This is a genomic window from Micromonospora eburnea (genome assembly GCF_900090225.1).
GTDB classification, from domain to species: domain Bacteria; phylum Actinomycetota; class Actinomycetes; order Mycobacteriales; family Micromonosporaceae; genus Micromonospora; species Micromonospora eburnea.
Genome location: NZ_FMHY01000002.1, coordinates 5554494 through 5572839, shown reverse-complemented (window position 1 = coordinate 5572839; position 18346 = coordinate 5554494). Strand labels below are relative to the sequence as shown.

The following is an 18346-nucleotide window of genomic DNA, read 5'->3' as shown; positions in this document are numbered from 1 at the left end:
CAGGGAAGTTGCCGCCTCCAACCGCGTTGGGGCAGCAACTTCCCTGAAGTTGCGCGGATGTTGCGGGACGGCGGGGCTCCGGTGCGAAGCCCCGCCGTGCCGGATCAGGCCAGCGGTAGCTGGCGGGCCAGGGCCGAGCCGCCGGCCTCGAACGCCGCCAGCAGGGACGTCGGCGTGCCACCGGCGACCGGGACGACCACCGTCACGGCCCGGCCGGCGGTCAGGTCGACGGTGCGGTCACCGAGGGCCACGTCGCCGTCCCAGCCGTACAGGTAGGCGGTGCCGGACCGGTCCGCCCGCAGGGTGACCGAGACGCCACCCGGGACCGAACGGGCGTCGCCGAGTCGCAGTGCCCCCGCCGGCAGGCCCGGGACGGCCGCCGGAGCGACCCCGTCCACGGCCGACTGCGCGATGGTCTGCGGGCTGTGCACGCTGCGCGCGGCGGTGTCCGGGAACACCGGGGTGCTGGGCTGCCGCGCGGCCGGGGTGTACCCGGGCAGGGTCACCAGGCCGTACCGGTACGGGTCCGCCCGTACCCCGGTGAAGGTGGACCAGCCCAGCCGGGACTGCGAGGTCAGGTCCTGGGTGTCCGAGTCGTAGACCAGCACGTTGAAGCCCATCCGGGCCGGGTCGACGGCGTCCGGCAGCACCGCGAACGGAATGCTCGCCTCGATCGTGTAGCCGGTGTACGGCGTGGTGACCTTGCTGACCACGGTCATCCCCGGCGCGGTCGTCGCGCCCGGCCCCTGCCGGTTGTCGGCGTCCCGCTGCCAGCACGGCGGGTCGCCGTTGGCCGGGTCGTCGGTGACCGGGAAGATGCCGGCCTTGAAGACGGTGGAGGTGTCCGCCGAGTTCCCCTTCGGGTCGACGATGATCTCCACGCTGTCGGTGCGGCGCTGCCGCTTGCAGTCCTGCGGCACCACCTTCTTGCCGAGCACGTCGTCGGTGACCTGCACGAAGACCTTCAGAGCGTCCTCCGTCCAGGCGATCCGGCCGGTCGCCGAGGCGTCCTGCGCTGTGGTGGGCTCGCCCTCCCAGATGCGGGAGAGGTCCAGCTCCTCGCCGGGGTACTCGCCGGGGGCGGCGACCCCGTCGACGGCGTGGCCGGGACCGGCGTGCGGCACCACGCTGGTCGGGACGATCTCCAGGGCGCCGGTCTCGACGGTGCTGCCGGCGGCGCTGGTGGTGGTGATGGTGATCCCGTAGTCGCCGTCCGTGCCACCCTCGTTGGCGGTGGGCAGGGTGGCGTCGGTGTTGGTGACGGTGAAGGTCACCGCGCCGGTGGCGCCGGGCGCCAGCTCGGGGTAGCTCTTGGTCGCCGTGTCGGCGGCGAAACCGGCGGGTAGCCCGAGGGTGACCTGGCCGCGCTGCGCGGACTCGCCGTGGTTGCGCAGGTCCACCCGGACCGTCCGGCGCTGCCCGGAGCCGATGGTGAGCACCGGCTTGATCAGCGTGTCGAGCTGCGGGTAGCCGCTCGTCCCGACCCAGTCCCGGAAGATGCCCACCTCGGGCAGCGGCTCCAGGGTGCCTCGCACGTCGGCGACCACCCGGACCGCCCGGTCGGTACGCCCCGCGCCCTGCCCGGTGGTCAGGGTCGCGCCGACGAGCTGCTGCTGGTTGCTCCCGGCGTCGGCGGGCACGGTGACGGTGAAGGTGGCGGCCCGCTCCTGGCCCGGCGGCACCGCGCCACGCAGCGTGCCGGAGCCGGTGGCGGTCCAGCCCGCCGGCAGCCGCAGCGCGAGCCGCGGCGAGGTCAGCGCCCGGTCCTGGGGCGCCCGGACGTGCGCGGTCACCTCGACGGTCTCGCCGGGGGCGAGGTCGAACCGGTCCGTGGTCAGGTAGAGCTCGGTGCCCCGGGGCAGTCCGCCGGGCGCGGCCGGCAGCACCGAGCCGCGCAGGATCGCCTCCGGCGAGACGTCCGCCGGGTCGTACGGGACCCGGCTGTCGACCAGGGTGTAGAAGTCGCAGCGGATCTTCGCCGGGTCGGTCGGGGCGGCGGCGGTGCCGGCCCAGCCCTGGGTGACGTAGTCGCGGCGTGCCTCCACCTCGATCTCGGCCCAGGTCCTGCCGGTGCTGCTCGGGGTGCCCTCCCAGACGCCGAAGACCTGGTCGGTCGGCACCGTCGGGACGAAGCTGGACGCGCACGACGGGCCGGCGGCGGAGGTGCCGGTGCCACCCGTACGCAGGAACTTCGCCGCCCGGAACGGCTTCAGGCCCTCCTTCGAGAGCTGCTCGGGGAAGGCGGCCGGGTCGGCGGCGGCGTGGAACGCCTCGGCGGCGAACCGGGCGGCCTGCTGGTGGTTGCCGTGGTTGCCCGGGGTCGGTGACGGGTTCATCGTCATGACGATCTCCGGGCGGGTCTGCCGGATCACCCGCACGATCTGCGCGAGCGTGCCGTCGTGCCCCCAGATCCGCTCGGACAGCGGGGCGGACGCGGTGTACCAGAAATCGACGCGATCCAGGTTGTACAGGTTCTCCACCCCGGCCCGGCCGATCGCGGTGCGCTCCTCACGCTCCCGGATGATGCCGAGCGGCGGGCCCTCCTCAAGGCCGACGGCGTTGCCGCCGCCCTCGCCCCGGGTGATGGTGACCACGCCGGCCTTCACGCCGTAGCGCTCCTTCCACTGACCGAGCGTGGCGAGGCTGCCCGCCTCGTCGTCGGGGTGGGCGCTGACGAAGAGCACGTCGAGGTCGACGGTGTCGGCGGGACGGTCGGCGGCGGGTGCGGCGAGGGCCGTGGCCGGTGCCCCGGAGAGGGCCAGGGCGAGGGCCGTGGGTAGTAGGAACGCCTTGATTCGCATGCAGATCCTTCCGCGGGAACGGGTCCGGGCAGCCGCGGTCGACGTCGGACGCGCGGCGTCGACGTTGCGGTCGCATTCGGACGGTGGTGGGAGCCCCGGACAGCGGGCGCGCTTTGGGCACCCGGGGATCGCCGGGTACGCAGCGGTACGGCGGGCCGTACACACTGGAAGGCCTTCGCCCGGTGACGCTAGGGACCGGCGCGGTGGCCGTCAATGCTGTGCAAGATCTTTCTTCTTTTGCGAAAGAAACTAACTGCCCCTCATGTGCCCCATCGGCCGTCGATTCGAGCCTCGGAGCGCCGTCCCTCCGTGACCCGATTCGTAGGAATTTCCCCTGGTCATCACGGCTGCTTCGGCTGGCCGAGACCCATTCGTTACTTGACTCGATAATTCGTTCGCCGTAGGAAGGAAGTGTGACTGACGTGGTGACGCCACCGACGAGCCCGGTGAGCCGGGAGCGGTCGAAGGAGATCAAGCGGCTCTCCGTGATCTCCGCCGCCCGCCAGGTGCGGATGCTCTCCCGCGCCGAGCTGACCGAGCTCACCGGGCTGAGCCCGGCCACGCTCACCCCGCTGGTCCGTGACCTGATCGCCGAGGGCTACCTGATCGAGCGCGGCCCCGGCGCGTCCCGGGCCGGCCGGCCCCGCGCCATGCTGGAGTTCAACCCCCGCGCCGAGCTGGTCGCGGCCGTCTCGCTGGAGCCGTCCCGGATCAGCTGCGAGATCGCCGACAGCGACGGCGTGGTGGTCGCCCACCGTACGGTCCGGCTCACCGGCGACATCGTCGACCTGATCTGCCAGGCGGTGCCCGAGCTGGCCGGCGACGGCCTGCCCGCGCTGCGCGGCGTGGCCATCGCCGCCCCCGGCGTCTCCTCCGGAGGCGCGGTCCGGCTCGCCCCGTCGGTCGGCCTGGTCGAGGGACGGCCGATAGGGGAGTCGGTTCAGCGCCGGCTCGGCGTGCCCGTGGTGGTGGACAACGACGTGAACCTGATGGCCGCCGGCGAGCACGCCGCCGGTGCCGGCGCGGACGTGGCCGACCTGCTCCTGCTGCACGTGGCCGACGGCATCGGCGCCGGCCTGGTGCTGGACGGCCAGGTCCGCCGGGGCTCCGGCGGGGCTGCCGGCGAGGTCGGCTTCCTGCCGCTCGACCCAACCGACCGAGGGCACGACGGGATCGGCCCGTTCGAGGCCCGCTGGTCGGAGAGCGCCATCGCCGAGAAGGTGGTTTCCCTGGCGCCGGGCCGCCGTCCCGCGTCGCCGGTCCGGGCGCTGGTGGAGCTGGCCGCCGCCGACGACCGGGCCGCCGCGTACCTGGACGAGGTGCTGGCCGCCTGGTCCCGCCTCATCGTCTCCTGCGCCTGCGTCGTCGACCCCGGTCGGGTCCTGCTCAGCGGGGCCGCCGCCGAACTGGACGACGTCGCCGTCGACCGGCTCCAGAACCTGGTCTCGGCCGCCGCGCCGAGCCCCACCGAGGTCCGCCGGGCGGTCCTCGGCGACCGGGCCGTGCTGCACGGCGCGGTCAGCTACGCCCTCTCCGCCGCCGCCGCGGGGCTGTCCACCCTGCTGCCGGCCCCCTGACCCGCTACTCGGAACAACGTAGTTCTCACCCCTCGGAGGTACCCCATGAGACGTCGACTCTTCCTCGCCGGTGCGCTCGCCACCGTCCTCGCCGCCGGCACCGCCTGCGGCGGTGGCGGCTCGGACGACGCGGCCGGCGGCGGCACCGAGAAGCTGACGATCTACACCGCCCGCGACAAGAAGGTCGCCACCTTCGTCGTCGACAAGTTCACCGCCAAGTACCCCGAGTACAAGGGCAAGGTGGAGGTCCTCAACCTCGGCGCGCAGGAGATCCTGGAGCGGGTCCGGGCCGAGAAGGCCAACCCCCAGGCCGACGTCTGGTGGGGCGGCACCCAGCAGGGGCTGGCCGCCGGGGCCGCCGAGGACCTGCTCACCTCCTGGCAGCCGGCGTTCGCCGGCAAGATGGACGCCAAGTACAAGGACCCCGAGGGCCGCTGGTTCGGCGAGATCCTGCTGCCCGAGGTCATCATGTACAACAACAAGGCACTCACCCCGGAGAAGGCCCCGAAGGACTGGGACGACCTGCTGAAGCCGGAGTGGAAGAACAAGATCATCATCCGTGACGTGGCCGCCTCCGGCACGATGCGGTCGATCTACGCCTCGATGATCCAGCGGCAGTCGCCGGACGGCAGCAACCCGCAGCCCGGCTACGACTGGCTGAAGAAGCTGGACGCCAACACCGGCGCGTACGCGGCCAACCCGACCGACCTCTACCTGAAGCTGTCCCGTCAGCAGGGCGTGCTCAGCGCCTGGAACCTGCAGGACATCCTGCTCCAGGCCGAGCAGGCCAACATGCCCTTCGGGTACGTGATGCCGTCCTCCGGCGCCCCGGTCCTGGTCGACGGCCTGGCCGCGGTCAAGGGCGGGAACAGCACCGGCGCGCAGAAGTTCATCGAGTTCCTCTTCGAGGACTCGCTCCGCGCCGACCTGGCCAAGGACTACTTCCAGATTCCGGCCGTGGACATCGCCGAGAAGCCGGAGTGGCTGGCCCAGCTCGACCTCAAGCCGCTGGACGTCGACTGGGACGTGATCGGCAAGCACGAGACCGAGTGGATCAACCACTGGAACAGCCAGATCAAGAACAAGGGCTGACCCCGGCGGTGCCGGGTGCGCGCCGCGCACCCGGCACCCCCTCCGTACGCACCGCCAGACCGGGTCTGGCCCCCACCACCACCGGTCAGACCCGGTACCGGACGCAAGGAGAGACATCATGATCGATGTCACGCTGGAGTCGGTGAGCAAGCGCTTCGCGCGTGGCGGCGACAGCGCTGCCGTCGACGACGTCGACATCAGCATCGCCGCAGGGGAGTTCTTCACCCTGCTCGGCCCGAGCGGCTGCGGCAAGACCACCACCCTGCGGATGGTGGCCGGCTTCTACTTCCCGACCTCCGGCCGGATCCGCTTCGGCCAGGAGGACGTCACCCACCGCCCGCCGAACAAGCGCGACACCGGCATGGTGTTCCAGAACTACGCGCTCTTTCCGCATCTCACCGTGGCGCAGAACGTCGCGTACGGCCTGAAGATCCGCAAGGTCGGCCGGGCCGAGTCGAGGCGGCGGGTCGAGGAGGCGCTGGGCCAGGTGCACCTGGCCGGCTATGGCGAGCGCCGCATCGACCAGCTCTCCGGCGGCCAGCAGCAGCGCGTCGCGCTGGCCCGCGCGCTGGTCATCCGCCCGCGTACCCTGCTGCTCGACGAGCCGCTGTCGAACCTCGACGCCAAGCTGCGCGAGGAGACCCGGGTGGAGATCCGCCGGATCCAGCGGGAGGCCGGCACCACCTCCATCTACGTCACCCACGACCAGGCCGAGGCGATGGCGATGTCCGACCGGATCGCCGTCATGGAGTCCGGCCGGGTCCAGCAGATCGGCGCGCCGCAGGAGATCTACCACCGGCCGGCGAACGCCTTCGTGGCCCGGTTCATCGGCCGCAGCAACGTACTCAGCCTGCCGGTGGCCGCCGCCGGCCCGCAGACCGTCACCGTGGCGCTGCCCGGTGGCGACCAGGTGACCGTGGCCGCGCCCGCCGAGCACGGCCTGCGCGAGGGCGCGACCGCGCTGGTCTCCGTCCGGCCCGAGCACATCGGGCTCGCCTCGACCACCGACGCCGACGCGCTCCCCGGCCGGGTGACCGAGGTGGAGTTCACCGGCATGGCCACCAACCTCGTGGTCGACGTGGCCGGCGAGCCGGTGCAGGTCACCGCCATCGACGTACCGGCCGGGCTGGCCGCCGGCGATCAGGTCGGGCTGCGGCTGCCCCGGGAGCGCATGTGGGTGGTGCGGCCATGAGCGAGCGGAGCGAGCGAATCAGCCAGGTCAGTAGCGTGATGCCTGGTGCCGCCGTCGAGCGAAGCGAGGCGGTGGCGTGAGCACGATTCCCGCGACTCCGGGCGCGGCCACCGTCCCGCCGGTCACCGAGGACCCGACCCCGCCGCGGGCCCGCGCGCCCCGGTGGCTCGCCGGGGGCGCCAACTCGCCCTGGTTCCCGTACGTGCTGGTCTTCCCGCTGGCGCTGGTCCTCTTCGGGTACGTGGTCCAGCCGATGTTCGCCACCTTCGCCGAGAGCGTCGGGGTGGACGGCCTGGCGAACTACAGCGTCTTCCTCACCGGCGACGGGGTGGCCCGTTCCGCGCTGGTCACCTCGCTGGTGATCTCGGCGGCCAGCGTGCTGCTCTGCGGCATCGTCGGTGTGGCGATGGCGTTCCTGCTCAAGCGCTTCTCGTTCCCGGGCCGCCGGTTGATCGAGGCGATCATCCTGGTGCCGGCGGCGCTGCCGCCGCTGATCGGGGCGATCTCGTTCCAGCTCCTCTACAGCGAGACCGGCATCCTGCCGCGCGGCCTGCAACACCTGTTCGGCACGGAGCAGCCGGTGCTGCCGTTCACCGGCATCGCCGGGGTGCTGGTGGTGCACACCTTCACCATGTATCCGTTCTTCTACCTGGCCGCCTCGGCGGCGCTGGTCGGCATGGACCCGTCGGTCGAGGAGGCCGCCTACAACCTGGGTGCCGGCCGGGTACGGGTCTGGCGCACGGTGCTGCTGCCGATGCTCACCCCGGCGCTGGTCTCCGCCTCGCTGCTGGTCTTCATGACGTCGCTGGCGTCGTACACCGCCCCACTGCTGTTCGGGGTGGACCAGACCATGACCATGCAGATCTACATCAACCGCACCAACGGCGACCTGCCGATGGCCTCCACGTACGCCTCGGTGCTCGGCGTGGTGTCGGTGCTGTTCCTGCTCGGCATGCGCTGGTACGAGGGGCGGCGCAGCTACCGCTCGCAGTCCAAGGGCGTCGCGTCGCACCGCCGCGAGATCACCAACCCGTTCGGCCGCTGGCTGGCCCTGCTCGCTTCGGTGCTCGCCACCGGAGTGCTGCTCGCCCCGGTGGGGACCATCGCCCTGGTGGCGTTCTCGCGGGACGGCTCCTGGACGACCGAGGTGATCCCGTCCGCGTACACCATGGGGAACTTCGTCACGATCTTCACGGACGAGGGGGCGTACCGGCCGATCGTGAACTCCCTGAAGATGAGCCTGATCGCCACGGTCGCCTGCGTGGTGGTCGGCGTGCTCATCGCGTACGCGGTGCGTCGGCTGGACTTCCGCGGCCGGGCCCTGCTCGACGTGGCGGTCATGCTGGCCTGGGCGCTGCCCGGCACGGTGGTGGCGATCAACCTGATCTCGGCGTTCAGCACCGGCAACGCGTTCAGCTTCGGGCAGGTCCTGATCGGCACCTTCTGGATCATGCCGCTGGCGTACTTCGTGCGGTTCCTGCCGCTGGTGTTCCGCTCCAGCTCGGCGACGCTGGCCCAGCTCGACCCGTCGCTGGAGGAGGCCGCCCGCAACCTCGGCGCGTCCTGGTGGCGGGCGTTCGGCACGGTCACCCTGCGGCTGATGCTGCCGGGCGTGCTGGCCGGCGCGCTGCTCGCCTTCGTGCACGGCGTCGGCGAGTTCGTCGCCTCGGTGCTCATCTACACCTCGGAGACCGCGCCGATCTCCGTCGAGATCAACAACCGGATGTACTCGTTCGAGGTGGGCACCGCCGCCGCGTACGGCATGCTCCAGGTCGTCCTGATCTTCGTGGTGATGGTGGTCTCCGGGCGGCTGGAGAGCGGCCCGAAGGCCAGCCGGGAGGCGGCGCGATGGACGGCGTGACGGACCGCTGGCCGGCGGGCGGCGGGCTGCTCCCCGCCGCCCGGATTCCCGGCGGCGAACTCGGCGCGGTCGCCGCCTCGGCGGACTTCGCGGTGCTCCCGGTCGGCGCGGTCGAGTGGCACGGCCCGCACCTGCCGCTCGGCACCGACCTGATCCTCGCCGAGGGCTTCGCCGCGGAGAGCGCCGCCGAGGCGCCCGGACCGCGCGGCGTGCTCTTCCCCGCCGTCGCGTACGCGGCCTGCCCGGGGCAGACCCGGCCGTGGCCGGGGACGGTCGCGATCCGGCCGGAGATCGCGGTCGGCTACCTCGCCGACGTGATCGAGGGGATCGTGGCCGCCGGCTTCCCCCGGCTGCTGGTGGTCAACGGGCACGACGCCAACATGTCCACGGTCCGGGCCGCCATGGAGTGGGTCTCCGGCCGGCGGACCGCCAGCCTGCTGCTGGTCAACTGGTTCCAGCTGGTCACCCCGGCGGAGACGACGGAGATCTACGGCGCGCTGCCGGCCCGCGGGCACGGCGGGGCGTACGAGACCTCCGGGGTGCTCGGCTTCGACCCCGACGCGGTACGCCTCGACGCCGCCACCGACCTGCCGCCCCGGCCGAAGCTGCCGGTGAGCCACCCGTACGTGCTGGTCGAGTCCCGACCCGAGCCCTGGCAGGGCTGGTCCGGGCACGTCTCGCTGGCCAGCGAGGAGGCCGGCCGGCAGGTCCGCGCCCTGGCCGGTCAGCGGCTGCGCGAGATCGTCGCCGGCTGGGTGGCCGCCGAGCCGCCCGAGCCGCCCACCGCCGACCCGCTGCCGACCGGGAGGGAATCATGATCGTCGATCGAGGACTGGACGTCGTCGATTTCCACCTGCACTTCCGGATCGGCGCGGACGAGACCATCCACGCCTGCGAGCAGGCGGCCGGCATGCACCCCGGCGGGGAGCACGAGCGGGCGGTCCGGGCCGCCGGCTCCGCCCCGTACGCCCGGCAGTGGCGGCAGGCGTGGGGCTTCCCCGACCCCGAGCCGCCCGCCGAGCGCTGGCAGGACGAGGCGGACCGTTGGGCCGGAGAACTGCGTACGGTCGGCATCCGCCGAGCCGTCTTCGTCACCGGCGGCGGTAACGACACCCTCGCCGACGTGGTCGACCGCCACCCGGACCTGCTGCTCGGCTTCGCCCACCACGACCCGTACGGCCCGGACGCCGCCGGGGAGCTGGAGCGCGCGGTCACCGAACGCGGGCTGCGCGGGTTGAAGCTGTTCGCCCCGCTGCTGCGCGGCCCGCTGGACCACGAGGACCTGGATCCGCTGTGGGCCACCGCCCAGCGGCTCGGGGTGCCGGTGCTGATCCACATCGGGCACTACGGCAGCGCCGGCGGCCTGAGCTTCGGCCGGTACGGCGGCCCCGACGAACTGGCCCGGATGGCACGCCGCTTCCCGGAGCTGGCCGTGGTGGTGCCGCACTTCGGCGTCCAGCACGTGCAGGAGCTGTTTTTCGCCGCCTGGGGCTGCCCCAACATCCACGTCGACACGTCCGGCTCCAACCAGTGGGTGCGCTGGATGCCGTACAAGCTGACGCTGGAGGACCTGTTCCGCCGCTGCTACGAGACGATCGGCCCGCACCGGATCGTCTTCGGCAGCGACTCGTCGTGGTTCCCACGCGGCTACGTGACCCGCTACCTCGACGACCAGCTCCGGGTCTGCCGGGAGCTGGGCCTGCCCGACGACCACCTTCGCGCGATCTTCGCCGGCAACGCCGAACGGCTGCTCGGCCTGACCGACTGACCAGCCGAGACCCGGGGCGACGGCGACGCGCCCGACCCCGGACTGGAAGGAAGTAAGGAACTGCCATGAGCGAGCGTCAGCGAGCGAATCATCAGTACAGCGCCGCCGTGCCTCAGGCCGGCGCCGAGCGGAGCGAGGTGACGGCATGAGCGAGCTGACCACCTACCAGCGGCACCACCTGGCGCCCACCTACGACCACCACGTCGGTCACCTCTATCCGGCCATGGTCCGCGCCAGCCAGGCGCACGTGGTGATGCTGACCGAGCAGGGGCTGGTCCCCGCCGAGCGGGGTGCGCGGCTGCTGCGCGGGCTCGCCGAGCTGCGTGCCGACACCAGCCCGGCGCCGGCGTACGACGGCAGCTTCGAGGACACCTACTACCTGATGGAGCGGCGGATCGCCGAGGCGTGCGGCATCCCCACCTCCGAGCTGGACGTGCAGCTGGCCCGCAGCCGCAACGACCTGGACGCCGGGGTGTTCCGGATGCTGCTGCGCGACCAGCTCCTCGGGGTGCTGGACCGGGTGCTGGCCACCGGCCGGACGGCGCTGGCGCAGGCCGACCGGTACGCCGACGTGGTCATCACCGGCTACACCCACCGCCGGCCGGCCCAGCCCACCACCATCGGGCACGCCCTCGCCGGGTACGCCGAGGCCCTCGCCGGGGAGGCGACCGCCTACGCCGACCTGATCGACCAGCTCAACGTCTCGCCGCTGGGCTCCTGCGCGTTCGCCGGCACCGACCTGGACATCGCCCCGGCCCGGGTGGCGGAGTTGCTCGGCTTCGCCGGCCTGGTGACCAACTCCTACGAGGCCGTCGCGGGCGCCGACCACCTGGTCCGCGTCGGCACCCTCAACGCGCAGTCCCTCGCGACCGGGGCGCGGCTGGCCCGCACCCTGATGGACTGGCTGAGCTGGAACTGGGTCGCCACGCCGGCCGACTTCACCCAGGGCAGCAGCATCATGCCGCAGAAGCGCAACCCGGTGGTGCTGGAACACCTGGTCTCGTACGCCGGCGCGGCGGCGGCGGACGCCGCCTCGGTGCTGAACAACGTCGGCGCCGCCTGGTGGGAGGACTCCAACAACGCCACCACCGACGTGCAGGTCCGGCTCTGGGAGAGCAACGACCGTGCGGAGCGGTTCTTCACCCTGGTCGGCGGCTTCCTGGCCGAGCTGGCACCGCTGTCGCCACCCAGCCGGGAGGAGATCGTCGCCTCGGGAGCCACCACCACCGCCGCAGCGGACGCGCTGACCCGGCACGGGGTGCCGTTCCGGGCCGCCCACTCGGTGGTCGGCCGGCTGGTCCGCGCCGGGGCCCCGGACACCTGGACCGCCGAGGGCGTCCGGGCCGCCGCCGAGGGGCTGACCGGCCCGCTCGACGACGCCGCGGTCGCCGACCTGATCGCCGCCGCCGTCCGTCCCGACCTGGTGCTGAACCGGGTCCAGGTGGACGGGCCGGGCGCCGCCGCGGTCCGCGCCCAGGTGGGTACGCTGCGCGTCGCGTTCGAGGCGGTCGCCGACCGCCTGTCGGCGGTGCGGGACCGGCTGGCCCGGGCGGACGAGGCGCTGGACGCCGTCGCCGCCGAGCTGGTGGCCCGGTGAGCGTGGGACTGGCGGGTTCGGCCGGGGCCGGCACCCGGACCGGCGGGCTGCTGCTCGGTATCGACTTCGGCGGCACCAAGATGGCCGTGGGGGTGGCCGACGCGCAGGGTCGCCTGCTGGCCCACCGCCGGGTCCCCACCCATGCCGAGCGGGGCGCGCCGCAGGCGCTGGAACGCGCCCTGGACCTCGCCGCGGAGCTGGTCGCCGGGGTCGGTGGGCCGCTTGTCGCGGCCGGGGTGGCCTCGCCCGGTGTGGTCCGTCCCGACGGCATCGACCTGGCCCCGAACGTGCCCGGTTGGGAGCGGCTGCGGCTGGCCGACGCGGTGCGGGACGCGTTCGGCGTCGGCCGGGTGGCGGTGGACAACGACCTGAACGCCGCCGCGCTGGCCGAGCTGCGGCTCGGGGCGCTGCGCGACGTCGACCCCGGCCTGGTGGTGGGGATCGGCACCGGCGTGGCGGCGGCCGTGACGGTCGGCGGCGGGGTCCTCTCCGGCCACCGTGGGGCGGCCGGTGAGATCGGGTACGCGGTGGCCGGCGCCCCCTGGCCGGGCACCATGCTGGAGCTGGACTTCTCCGGGCGGGCCCTGGACCGGCTCGCCGAGGAACTCGGGGTGCCGGGCGGGGCGGCCGGGCTCGCCGACGCGGCGAAGCGCCCCGGGGCGGCGCGGGAGGCGTTGACCGCCCGCATCGACGAGGCGGCCCGCCACCTGGTCACCTGCTGCCTGCTGCTCGACCCGCAGCGGGTGGTGCTGGTGGGCGGAGTGGCCCGCAGCGACCTGATCCGCGGGCTGCTGGTCGGCCGGCTCGACGAGGTGCTGCCGCACCGGCCCGACGTGGTGCTCTCCCGGTTCGCCGACGACGCCGCGCTGCTCGGCGCGCTCACACTGGCCCGCGAGGCGGTGCCGGCATCCCGCTGACGGGGTGACCGGCCCGCCGCGGGGGCGGCGCCGACTCCGGTCCGGGGCGAAAATGGGCTGCGGGGCCGGGTGGCCGCTGGCAGGGTGGTCGCTCATGGGACAGCAGGCACAGGGCTTCGACTACGTCGAGCGGGCCGACGGCTCGGTCGTGATCACGCACCACGGCCGGACGGCCGGCACGCTGCGCGGGGGCCGCGCGGCGGAGTTCCTGGCCGAGGTCGAGGACGACCCGCAACTGGTGATGGCACGGTGGACCGGCAACTACCGTCGAGGTAACGAACGTACCGCCCGCCAGCACCCCCGCAACCGCGCCTGAGCTGCGCCCATACGAGATCTCGGTAGGAACCGGCCGGTTCCTACCGAGATTTGTTTCAGGGCGGGGGAGTCAGAGGGGGATGTTGCCGTGGGCACCACGGGCGGGAGGTGCCGCCGCCAGCGCCTCGGCGATCCGTCGCCGGGTCTCCTCCGGCTTGATCACGTCGTCCACCACGCCGATCTCCAGCGCCCGGTTGACGCCACCGGCGACCCGGATCTGCTCCTCGATCAGCCGGGCGCGCAGCGCCTCCCGCTCCTCGGCGGGGGCGGCGGCCAGCTTCTTGCGGTGCAGGATGTTGACCGCCGCGCTGGCCCCCATCACGGCGACCTCCGCGTTCGGCCAGGCGAAGACCGCGGTCGCGCCCAGCGCGCGGGAGTTCATCGCGATGTACGCGCCGCCGTACGCCTTGCGGGTCACCAGCGTCACCCGCGGCACCACCGCCTCGGCGAAGGCGTGCAGCAGCTTGGCCCCGCGTCGGACCACGCCGTCCCACTCCTGGCCCAGGCCGGGCAGGTAGCCGGGGACGTCGACCAGCACGACCAGCGGCACCCCGAGCGAGTCGCACATCCGCACGAAGCGGGCCGCCTTCTCGGCGCTGGACGCGTCGAGGCAGCCGCCCAGCCGTAGCGGGTTGTTGGCGATCACGCCGATCGTCCGGCCGGCGAACCGACCGAGTGTGGTGACCACGTTCGGCGCCCATTTGGCGTGCAGTTCCACGCCCGGCTCGTCGAGCAGCGCCTTGACCACCGGCTTGACGTCGTACGCCCGGCTGGCCTCGGCCGGCATCTTCGCGGCCAGGTCGTGCCCGTCCCCGGCGGGGGCGGCCACGTCGTCCGGGCAGAGCCGGCCCTGGCGGCCGAGCAGCGCGGCGAGCTTGCGCGACTCGGCCAGGGCCGTCTCGTCGTCCTTGCACGTCACGTGCACCACGCCGGAGCGCCGGCCGTGCGGCTCGGGGCCGCCGAGGCGCTCCATGTCGACCTGCTCGCCGGTGACGCTGCGGACCACCTCGGGACCGGTGACGAAGATCCGGCCGGTCCCGCTCATCACCACGATGTCGGTCAGCGCCGGCCCGTACGCCGCGCCACCGGCGGCCGGACCGAGCACCACCGAGATCTGAGGCACCCGGCCGGAGGCCCGCACCATGGCGGCGAAGACCTGGCCGACGGCGTCGAGCGCGACCACGCCCTCGGCCAGCCGGGCACCGCCGGAGTGCCAGAGACCGAGCACCGGCACCCGCTCCCGGATCGCGGCGTCGATCGCGTCCACGATGTGCCGGCACCCTTCGGTGCCCATCGCGCCGCCCATCCGCGTGGCGTCGGTGGCGTACGCGATCGCCGGTGTGCCGTCGATCTCACCCCGTGCCCAGAGCACACCGGAGGCGTCCCGCGACGCCATCAGGCGCAGCGAGCCGGCGTCGAACAGCGCCCGGAGCCGGACCTCCGGATCCCGGTGGTCCACTGTCGCGTTGTCCGTACCGGCGGCGGTGGTGGTCACTGGTGCCTCCCCAGGCAGTGCGCTCAGGCCCGCGTGAAGACGAGAGCCACGTTGTGGCCGCCGAAACCGAACGCGTTGTTCAGCGCGGCCGGGATCTCCATGTGGCGCGCCTTGTGAGCGGCCACCTCCAGGGTGAGGTCGTCATCCGGGTCGTCGAGGTTGATCGTCGGAGGGACGACACCGTCGCGGATGGCCAGGATGGTGGCGATCGACTCCAGCGCCCCGGCCGCGCCGAGCAGGTGCCCGGTCATCGACTTGGTCGCCGACAGCACGGGGTGGTCGCCCAGCGCCGTCCGCAGGGACTCGATCTCCAACATGTCGCCGGTCGGCGTCGACGTCGCGTGCGTGTTGACGTGCACGATGTCCTGCTTGGCCACGCCGGCGTCGCTGATCGCCTTCGAGATCGCCCGGATCTGACCCTCGCTGTGCGGCTGCACCATGTCGTAGGCGTCGGAGGTGATGCCAGCCCCGGCGAGGCGTGCGTACACCCGGGCGCCGCGAGCGGCGGCGTGGTCGGCACGCTCCAGGACCAGCACGCCCGCGCCCTCACCGAGCACGAAACCGTCCCGGCCCTTGTCCCACGGGCGGGAGGCCCGCTCCGGCTCGTCGTTGCGGGTCGACATGGCCCGCATCGAGGCGAAGCCGGCGATCGGCAGCGGGTGGATGACCGCCTCGGTGCCGCCGGCCACCACCACGTCGGCCCGACCGGAGCGGATGATGTCCAGGCCGAGCGCGATCGCCTCCGCACCGGTCGCGCAGGCGCTGGCCACCGAGTGCACCCCGGCCTTGGCGCCCAGCTCCAGCCCGACCCACGCGGCCGGGCCGTTCGGCATCAGCATCGGCACCGTGTGCGGGGAGACCCGCCGGGGGCCGGAGGCCTCCAGGATGTCGTCCTGGGCGAGCAGGGTGGTGGCCCCGCCGATGCCGGAGCCGATGCTGACCGCCAGCCGCTCCTGGTCCAGCCCGCTGTCGGCCAGCCCGGCGTCGGCCCAGGCCTGCTGGGCCGCGACGATGGCGATCGCCTGGGACCGGTCCAGCCGGCGCAGCTTGACCCGGTCCAGCACCGTGGCGGGCTCGACGGCGAGCTGGGCCGCGATCCGTACCGGCAGTTGCGCCGCCCACTCCTGGGTGAGCGGACCCACCCCGGAGCGGCCGGCGAGCATGGCGTCCCAGGTCGACGCGACGTCCCCGCCGAGCGGGGTCGTCGCGCCGAGCCCGGTGACGACGACGTCGGGGCGACTCATGATCAGGACTGCGCCTCGATGTAGCTGACGGCGTCCCCGACGGTCTTCAGGTTCTGCACCTCGTTGTCCGGGATCTTGACGCCGAACTTCTCCTCGGCCGCCACGACGACCTCCACCATGGAGAGCGAGTCGACGTCGAGGTCGTCGGTGAAGGACTTCCCCTCGGCCACGTCGTCCGGGCTCACCCCGGCAACCTCTTCGAGGATCTCGGCGAGGCCGGCGGTGATCTCGTCACGGGTCATTGCGGTTGGTTCCTCTCATCGGGGGTTCACGACGGCCGGCGTCGCCGGCCGCCACACCTCGGCGCACTCGCGCCCGAGGGGGTCTTCAGGGGCAGCGGACGACCTGACCGGCGTAGGTCAGGCCGCCGCCGAAGCCGAACAGCAGCACCGGCGCCCCGGCCGGCACCTCACGTCGCTCGACCAGCTTGGACAGGGCGAGCGGGATGCTCGCCGCCGACGTGTTGCCGGACTCGACGATGTCCTTCGCGATGATCGCGTCGGGGATGTTCAGCCGCCTGGCGATGCCGTCGATGATCCGCGCGTTGGCCTGGTGCGGCACGAACGCCGCCAGCTCGGCGGGGGTCACCCCGGCCTTCTCGCAGGCCTGGAGCGCGAGGGGCGCCAGCGCGGTGGTGGCCCAGCGGAAGACCATCTGCCCCTCCTGCGCGACGTACGGGCGCCAGCCCTCGATGCGGACCGCGTCGCTCTTCTCCGGCACCGAGCCCCAGACCACCGGCCCGATCCCGGCCGGCTCGTCCTCGGCGGTCGCGGTGATCACCGCCGCTCCGGCGCCGTCGCCGAAGATGATGCAGGTCGAGCGGTCGGTCCAGTCGGTGAAGTCGGAGAGCTTCTCCGCACCGATCACGATCGCGTTGCGGGACGCTCCGGCCCGGACCGCGTGGTCGGCCGTGCCGAGGGCGTACGCGAAGCCCGAGCAGGCGGTGTTGACGTCGAACGCGCCCGGGGCGTTGATGCCCAGCTTGGCGGCGACCCGGCAGGCCACGTTCGGGCTGCGGTCGATCGACGTGCAGGTGGCGACCACCACCAGGTCGATGTCGGCGGCGGTGAGGCCGGAGTTGGCCAGCGCCTTGCCGGCGGCGGCCGCGGCCATGTCGGCCACCGTCTCGTCGCCGGCGATCCGCCGGGTGACGATGCCGACCCGGTCCCGGATCCACTCGTCGTTGGTGTCGACCAGCTGCGCGAGATCGTCGTTGGTCACCACTCGGGAGGGCTGGTAGTGCCCCATGGCAATGATTTTGCTGCTGGACATCAGTGCTGTCCTCCGATCCGGGCAAGGGGCTGGCCCGGGGCGACCGGGTCGTCGTGGTGGGCGAGCCACTCGGTGAGCAGCCCGCTGCCGTGCGCGGTCACCTCGACCGGCCCCTGCCGGGTGGCGATGTGGCCGATGACCTGGCCGGCGTGCAGGTCGACGCCCTCGGCCAGCTCGGCCAGCGGCGCGAAGGTCCCGGCTGCGGGGGCGACCACCACCCGGAACTGGATCACCGGCTCGTGGCCGCTCAGGCCGCTGTGCCGGGCGATCAGGTCCTGCGCGGCGGGCAGGTCGTCGGGGGTCTTCAGGGTGACGATCTCCGGCAGCCCCTCGCCCTTGAGCTCCCGCTTCACCAGGCCGGCCAGGGTGCCGGCCGGCGGCAGCTCGACCACGCCGGTCACCCCGAGGTCGGCCAGGGTACGCATGCACAGGTCCCAGCGGACCGGGGCGGTCACCTGGCGGACCAGCCGCTGCACCATCTCCCGGCCGTGGTTGACCGCCGAGCCGTCAAGGTTGGACAGCAGGATCCGGGCCGGGTCGGACGGGGTGATGCCGGCGGCGACGGAGGCCAGGGCGGCCTCGGCCGGGGCCATGTACGGGGTGTGGAAGGCACCGGCCACCTGGAGCCGGGTGATCCGGGCCCGTGCCGGCGGCTCGGCGGCGAGCTTCTCCAGGCCGGCCACCGCACCGGCGGCGACGACCTGGCCGCTGCCGTTGCGGTTGGCCGGGTGCAGCCCGTGGGCCGCGATGGCGGCGAGTACCTCGTCCGGGTCGCCGCCGAGCACGGCGGCCATCCCGGTCGGCTCCAGCGCGCAGGCGGCGGCCATCTCCCGGCCGCGTATGCCGGCGAGGGTGACGGCCGCCTCGGCGGGGAGCACCCCGGCCAGGGCGGCGGCGCCCAGTTCGCCCACGCTGTGTCCGGCGACCAGCGCGACGTCGTGCATCGGCAGGTGCTCGGCGGCGAGCAGCGCGGCCGCGACGAGCAGCGGCTGCGTGCGGGCGGTGTCCTTGATCTCCTCGGCGTCCGCCTCGGTGCCGAGGTGGACCAGGTCGACTCCGGCCAGCGCCGACCACCAGCGCAGGCGGGCCTCGGCACCCGGCAGGGCGAGCCAGGGAGTCAGGAAGCCGGGTTTCTGGGAACCCTGGCCAGGTGAGAGTACGGCGAGCACGTCTACGACTCTGACGGATACTCGCGGGTCGCGCTGTAACGCATGG

15 protein-coding genes are annotated in these 18346 nt (G+C 73.3%); 9 read left to right on the top strand and 6 right to left on the bottom strand.

The window, feature by feature from the left end; genetic code table 11:
- Nucleotides 1-104: 104 nt before the first annotated feature.
- Nucleotides 105-2801 carry a sugar-binding protein gene (locus tag GA0070604_RS24040; protein WP_091122970.1) on the bottom strand — a complete coding sequence of 899 codons (2697 nt, stop codon included), beginning with the start codon at nt 2799-2801 and terminating at the stop codon, nt 105-107.
- Between the two features lie 413 nt (nt 2802-3214).
- Here GA0070604_RS24040 and GA0070604_RS24035 point away from each other — a divergent pair, with 413 nt between their 5' ends.
- From GA0070604_RS24035 to GA0070604_RS23995, 9 genes are all read left to right on the top strand, one after another.
- Complete coding sequence (locus GA0070604_RS24035; protein WP_091122967.1) at nt 3215-4378, top strand: ROK family protein; 1164 nt, start codon at nt 3215-3217, stop codon at nt 4376-4378.
- A 45-nt stretch (nt 4379-4423) separates the two neighbouring features.
- On the top strand, nt 4424-5470 hold the full coding sequence (locus GA0070604_RS24030; RefSeq protein WP_091122965.1) for an extracellular solute-binding protein: 1047 nt from the start codon (nt 4424-4426) through the stop codon (nt 5468-5470).
- Nucleotides 5471-5588: 118 nt separating this feature from the next.
- Nucleotides 5589-6662: an ABC transporter ATP-binding protein gene (locus tag GA0070604_RS24025; protein ID WP_091122963.1), complete on the top strand. Its 1074-nt coding sequence runs from the start codon at nt 5589-5591 to the stop codon at nt 6660-6662.
- 76 nt (nt 6663-6738) lie between these two features.
- A complete protein-coding gene (locus GA0070604_RS24020) occupies nt 6739-8523 on the top strand; it encodes an ABC transporter permease (protein ID WP_244162066.1) in 1785 nt (594 codons plus the stop codon).
- Nucleotides 8511-9341 (top strand): creatininase family protein, encoded by an 831-nt coding sequence (locus GA0070604_RS24015; protein WP_091122960.1) that lies wholly within the window; start codon nt 8511-8513, stop codon nt 9339-9341. The genes GA0070604_RS24020 and GA0070604_RS24015 overlap by 13 nt, the downstream gene beginning before the upstream one ends.
- Nucleotides 9338-10291, top strand: a complete 954-nt coding sequence (locus tag GA0070604_RS24010; protein ID WP_091122956.1) for an amidohydrolase family protein — start codon at nt 9338-9340, stop codon at nt 10289-10291. The genes GA0070604_RS24015 and GA0070604_RS24010 overlap by 4 nt, the downstream gene beginning before the upstream one ends.
- Nucleotides 10292-10436: 145 nt before the next feature.
- Nucleotides 10437-11888 (top strand): argininosuccinate lyase, encoded by a 1452-nt coding sequence (locus GA0070604_RS24005; protein ID WP_091122953.1) that lies wholly within the window; start codon nt 10437-10439, stop codon nt 11886-11888.
- Nucleotides 11885-12805, top strand: coding sequence for an ROK family protein (locus tag GA0070604_RS24000; protein WP_244162065.1), 921 nt, complete (start codon nt 11885-11887; stop codon nt 12803-12805). The genes GA0070604_RS24005 and GA0070604_RS24000 overlap by 4 nt, the downstream gene beginning before the upstream one ends.
- 94 nt (nt 12806-12899) lie before the next feature.
- Nucleotides 12900-13121, top strand: coding sequence for a hypothetical protein (locus GA0070604_RS23995; RefSeq protein WP_091122949.1), 222 nt, complete (start codon nt 12900-12902; stop codon nt 13119-13121).
- A 69-nt stretch (nt 13122-13190) separates the two neighbouring features.
- Here the strand turns inward: GA0070604_RS23995 and GA0070604_RS23990 are convergent, their stop codons facing one another.
- The 5 genes from GA0070604_RS23990 to GA0070604_RS23970 all read right to left on the bottom strand — a co-directional run bounded on the left by GA0070604_RS23990 (nt 13191) and on the right by GA0070604_RS23970 (nt 18300).
- Nucleotides 13191-14615 (bottom strand): acyl-CoA carboxylase subunit beta, encoded by a 1425-nt coding sequence (locus GA0070604_RS23990; protein WP_091122945.1) that lies wholly within the window; start codon nt 14613-14615, stop codon nt 13191-13193.
- A gap of 23 nt (nt 14616-14638) precedes the next feature.
- On the bottom strand, nt 14639-15859 hold the full coding sequence (gene fabF, locus GA0070604_RS23985; RefSeq protein WP_091122942.1) for a beta-ketoacyl-ACP synthase II: 1221 nt from the start codon (nt 15857-15859) through the stop codon (nt 14639-14641).
- A gap of 2 nt (nt 15860-15861) precedes the next feature.
- A complete protein-coding gene (locus GA0070604_RS23980) occupies nt 15862-16101 on the bottom strand; it encodes an acyl carrier protein (RefSeq protein WP_013735281.1) in 240 nt (79 codons plus the stop codon).
- Nucleotides 16102-16186: 85 nt separating this feature from the next.
- Nucleotides 16187-17131, bottom strand: coding sequence for a beta-ketoacyl-ACP synthase III (locus tag GA0070604_RS23975; protein WP_091122937.1), 945 nt, complete (start codon nt 17129-17131; stop codon nt 16187-16189).
- The gene (locus GA0070604_RS23970; RefSeq protein WP_091122934.1) at nt 17131-18300 is read right to left on the bottom strand and encodes an acyltransferase domain-containing protein; all 1170 of its coding nucleotides are present in this window, start codon (nt 18298-18300) and stop codon (nt 17131-17133) included. Before GA0070604_RS23970 ends, GA0070604_RS23975 begins: the two co-directional genes overlap by 1 nt.
- Nucleotides 18301-18346 lie beyond the last annotated feature (46 nt).

Excerpts from the sequence above, each read along its gene's own strand:
- GA0070604_RS23995 (WP_091122949.1), top strand. The coding sequence starts at position 12,900 with ATGGGACAGCAGGCACAGGGCTTCGACTACGTCGAGCGGGCCGACGGC.
- GA0070604_RS23975 (WP_091122937.1), bottom strand. The coding sequence starts at position 17,131 with ATGTCCAGCAGCAAAATCATTGCCATGGGGCACTACCAGCCCTCCCGA.
- GA0070604_RS24030 (WP_091122965.1), top strand. The coding sequence starts at position 4,424 with ATGAGACGTCGACTCTTCCTCGCCGGTGCGCTCGCCACCGTCCTCGCC.
- GA0070604_RS24025 (WP_091122963.1), top strand. The coding sequence starts at position 5,589 with ATGATCGATGTCACGCTGGAGTCGGTGAGCAAGCGCTTCGCGCGTGGC.
- GA0070604_RS24015 (WP_091122960.1), top strand. The coding sequence starts at position 8,511 with ATGGACGGCGTGACGGACCGCTGGCCGGCGGGCGGCGGGCTGCTCCCC.
- GA0070604_RS23980 (WP_013735281.1), bottom strand. The coding sequence starts at position 16,101 with ATGACCCGTGACGAGATCACCGCCGGCCTCGCCGAGATCCTCGAAGAG.
- GA0070604_RS24005 (WP_091122953.1), top strand. The coding sequence starts at position 10,437 with ATGAGCGAGCTGACCACCTACCAGCGGCACCACCTGGCGCCCACCTAC.
- GA0070604_RS24010 (WP_091122956.1), top strand. The coding sequence starts at position 9,338 with ATGATCGTCGATCGAGGACTGGACGTCGTCGATTTCCACCTGCACTTC.
- fabF (WP_091122942.1), bottom strand. The coding sequence starts at position 15,859 with ATGAGTCGCCCCGACGTCGTCGTCACCGGGCTCGGCGCGACGACCCCG.
- GA0070604_RS24040 (WP_091122970.1), bottom strand. The coding sequence starts at position 2,801 with ATGCGAATCAAGGCGTTCCTACTACCCACGGCCCTCGCCCTGGCCCTC.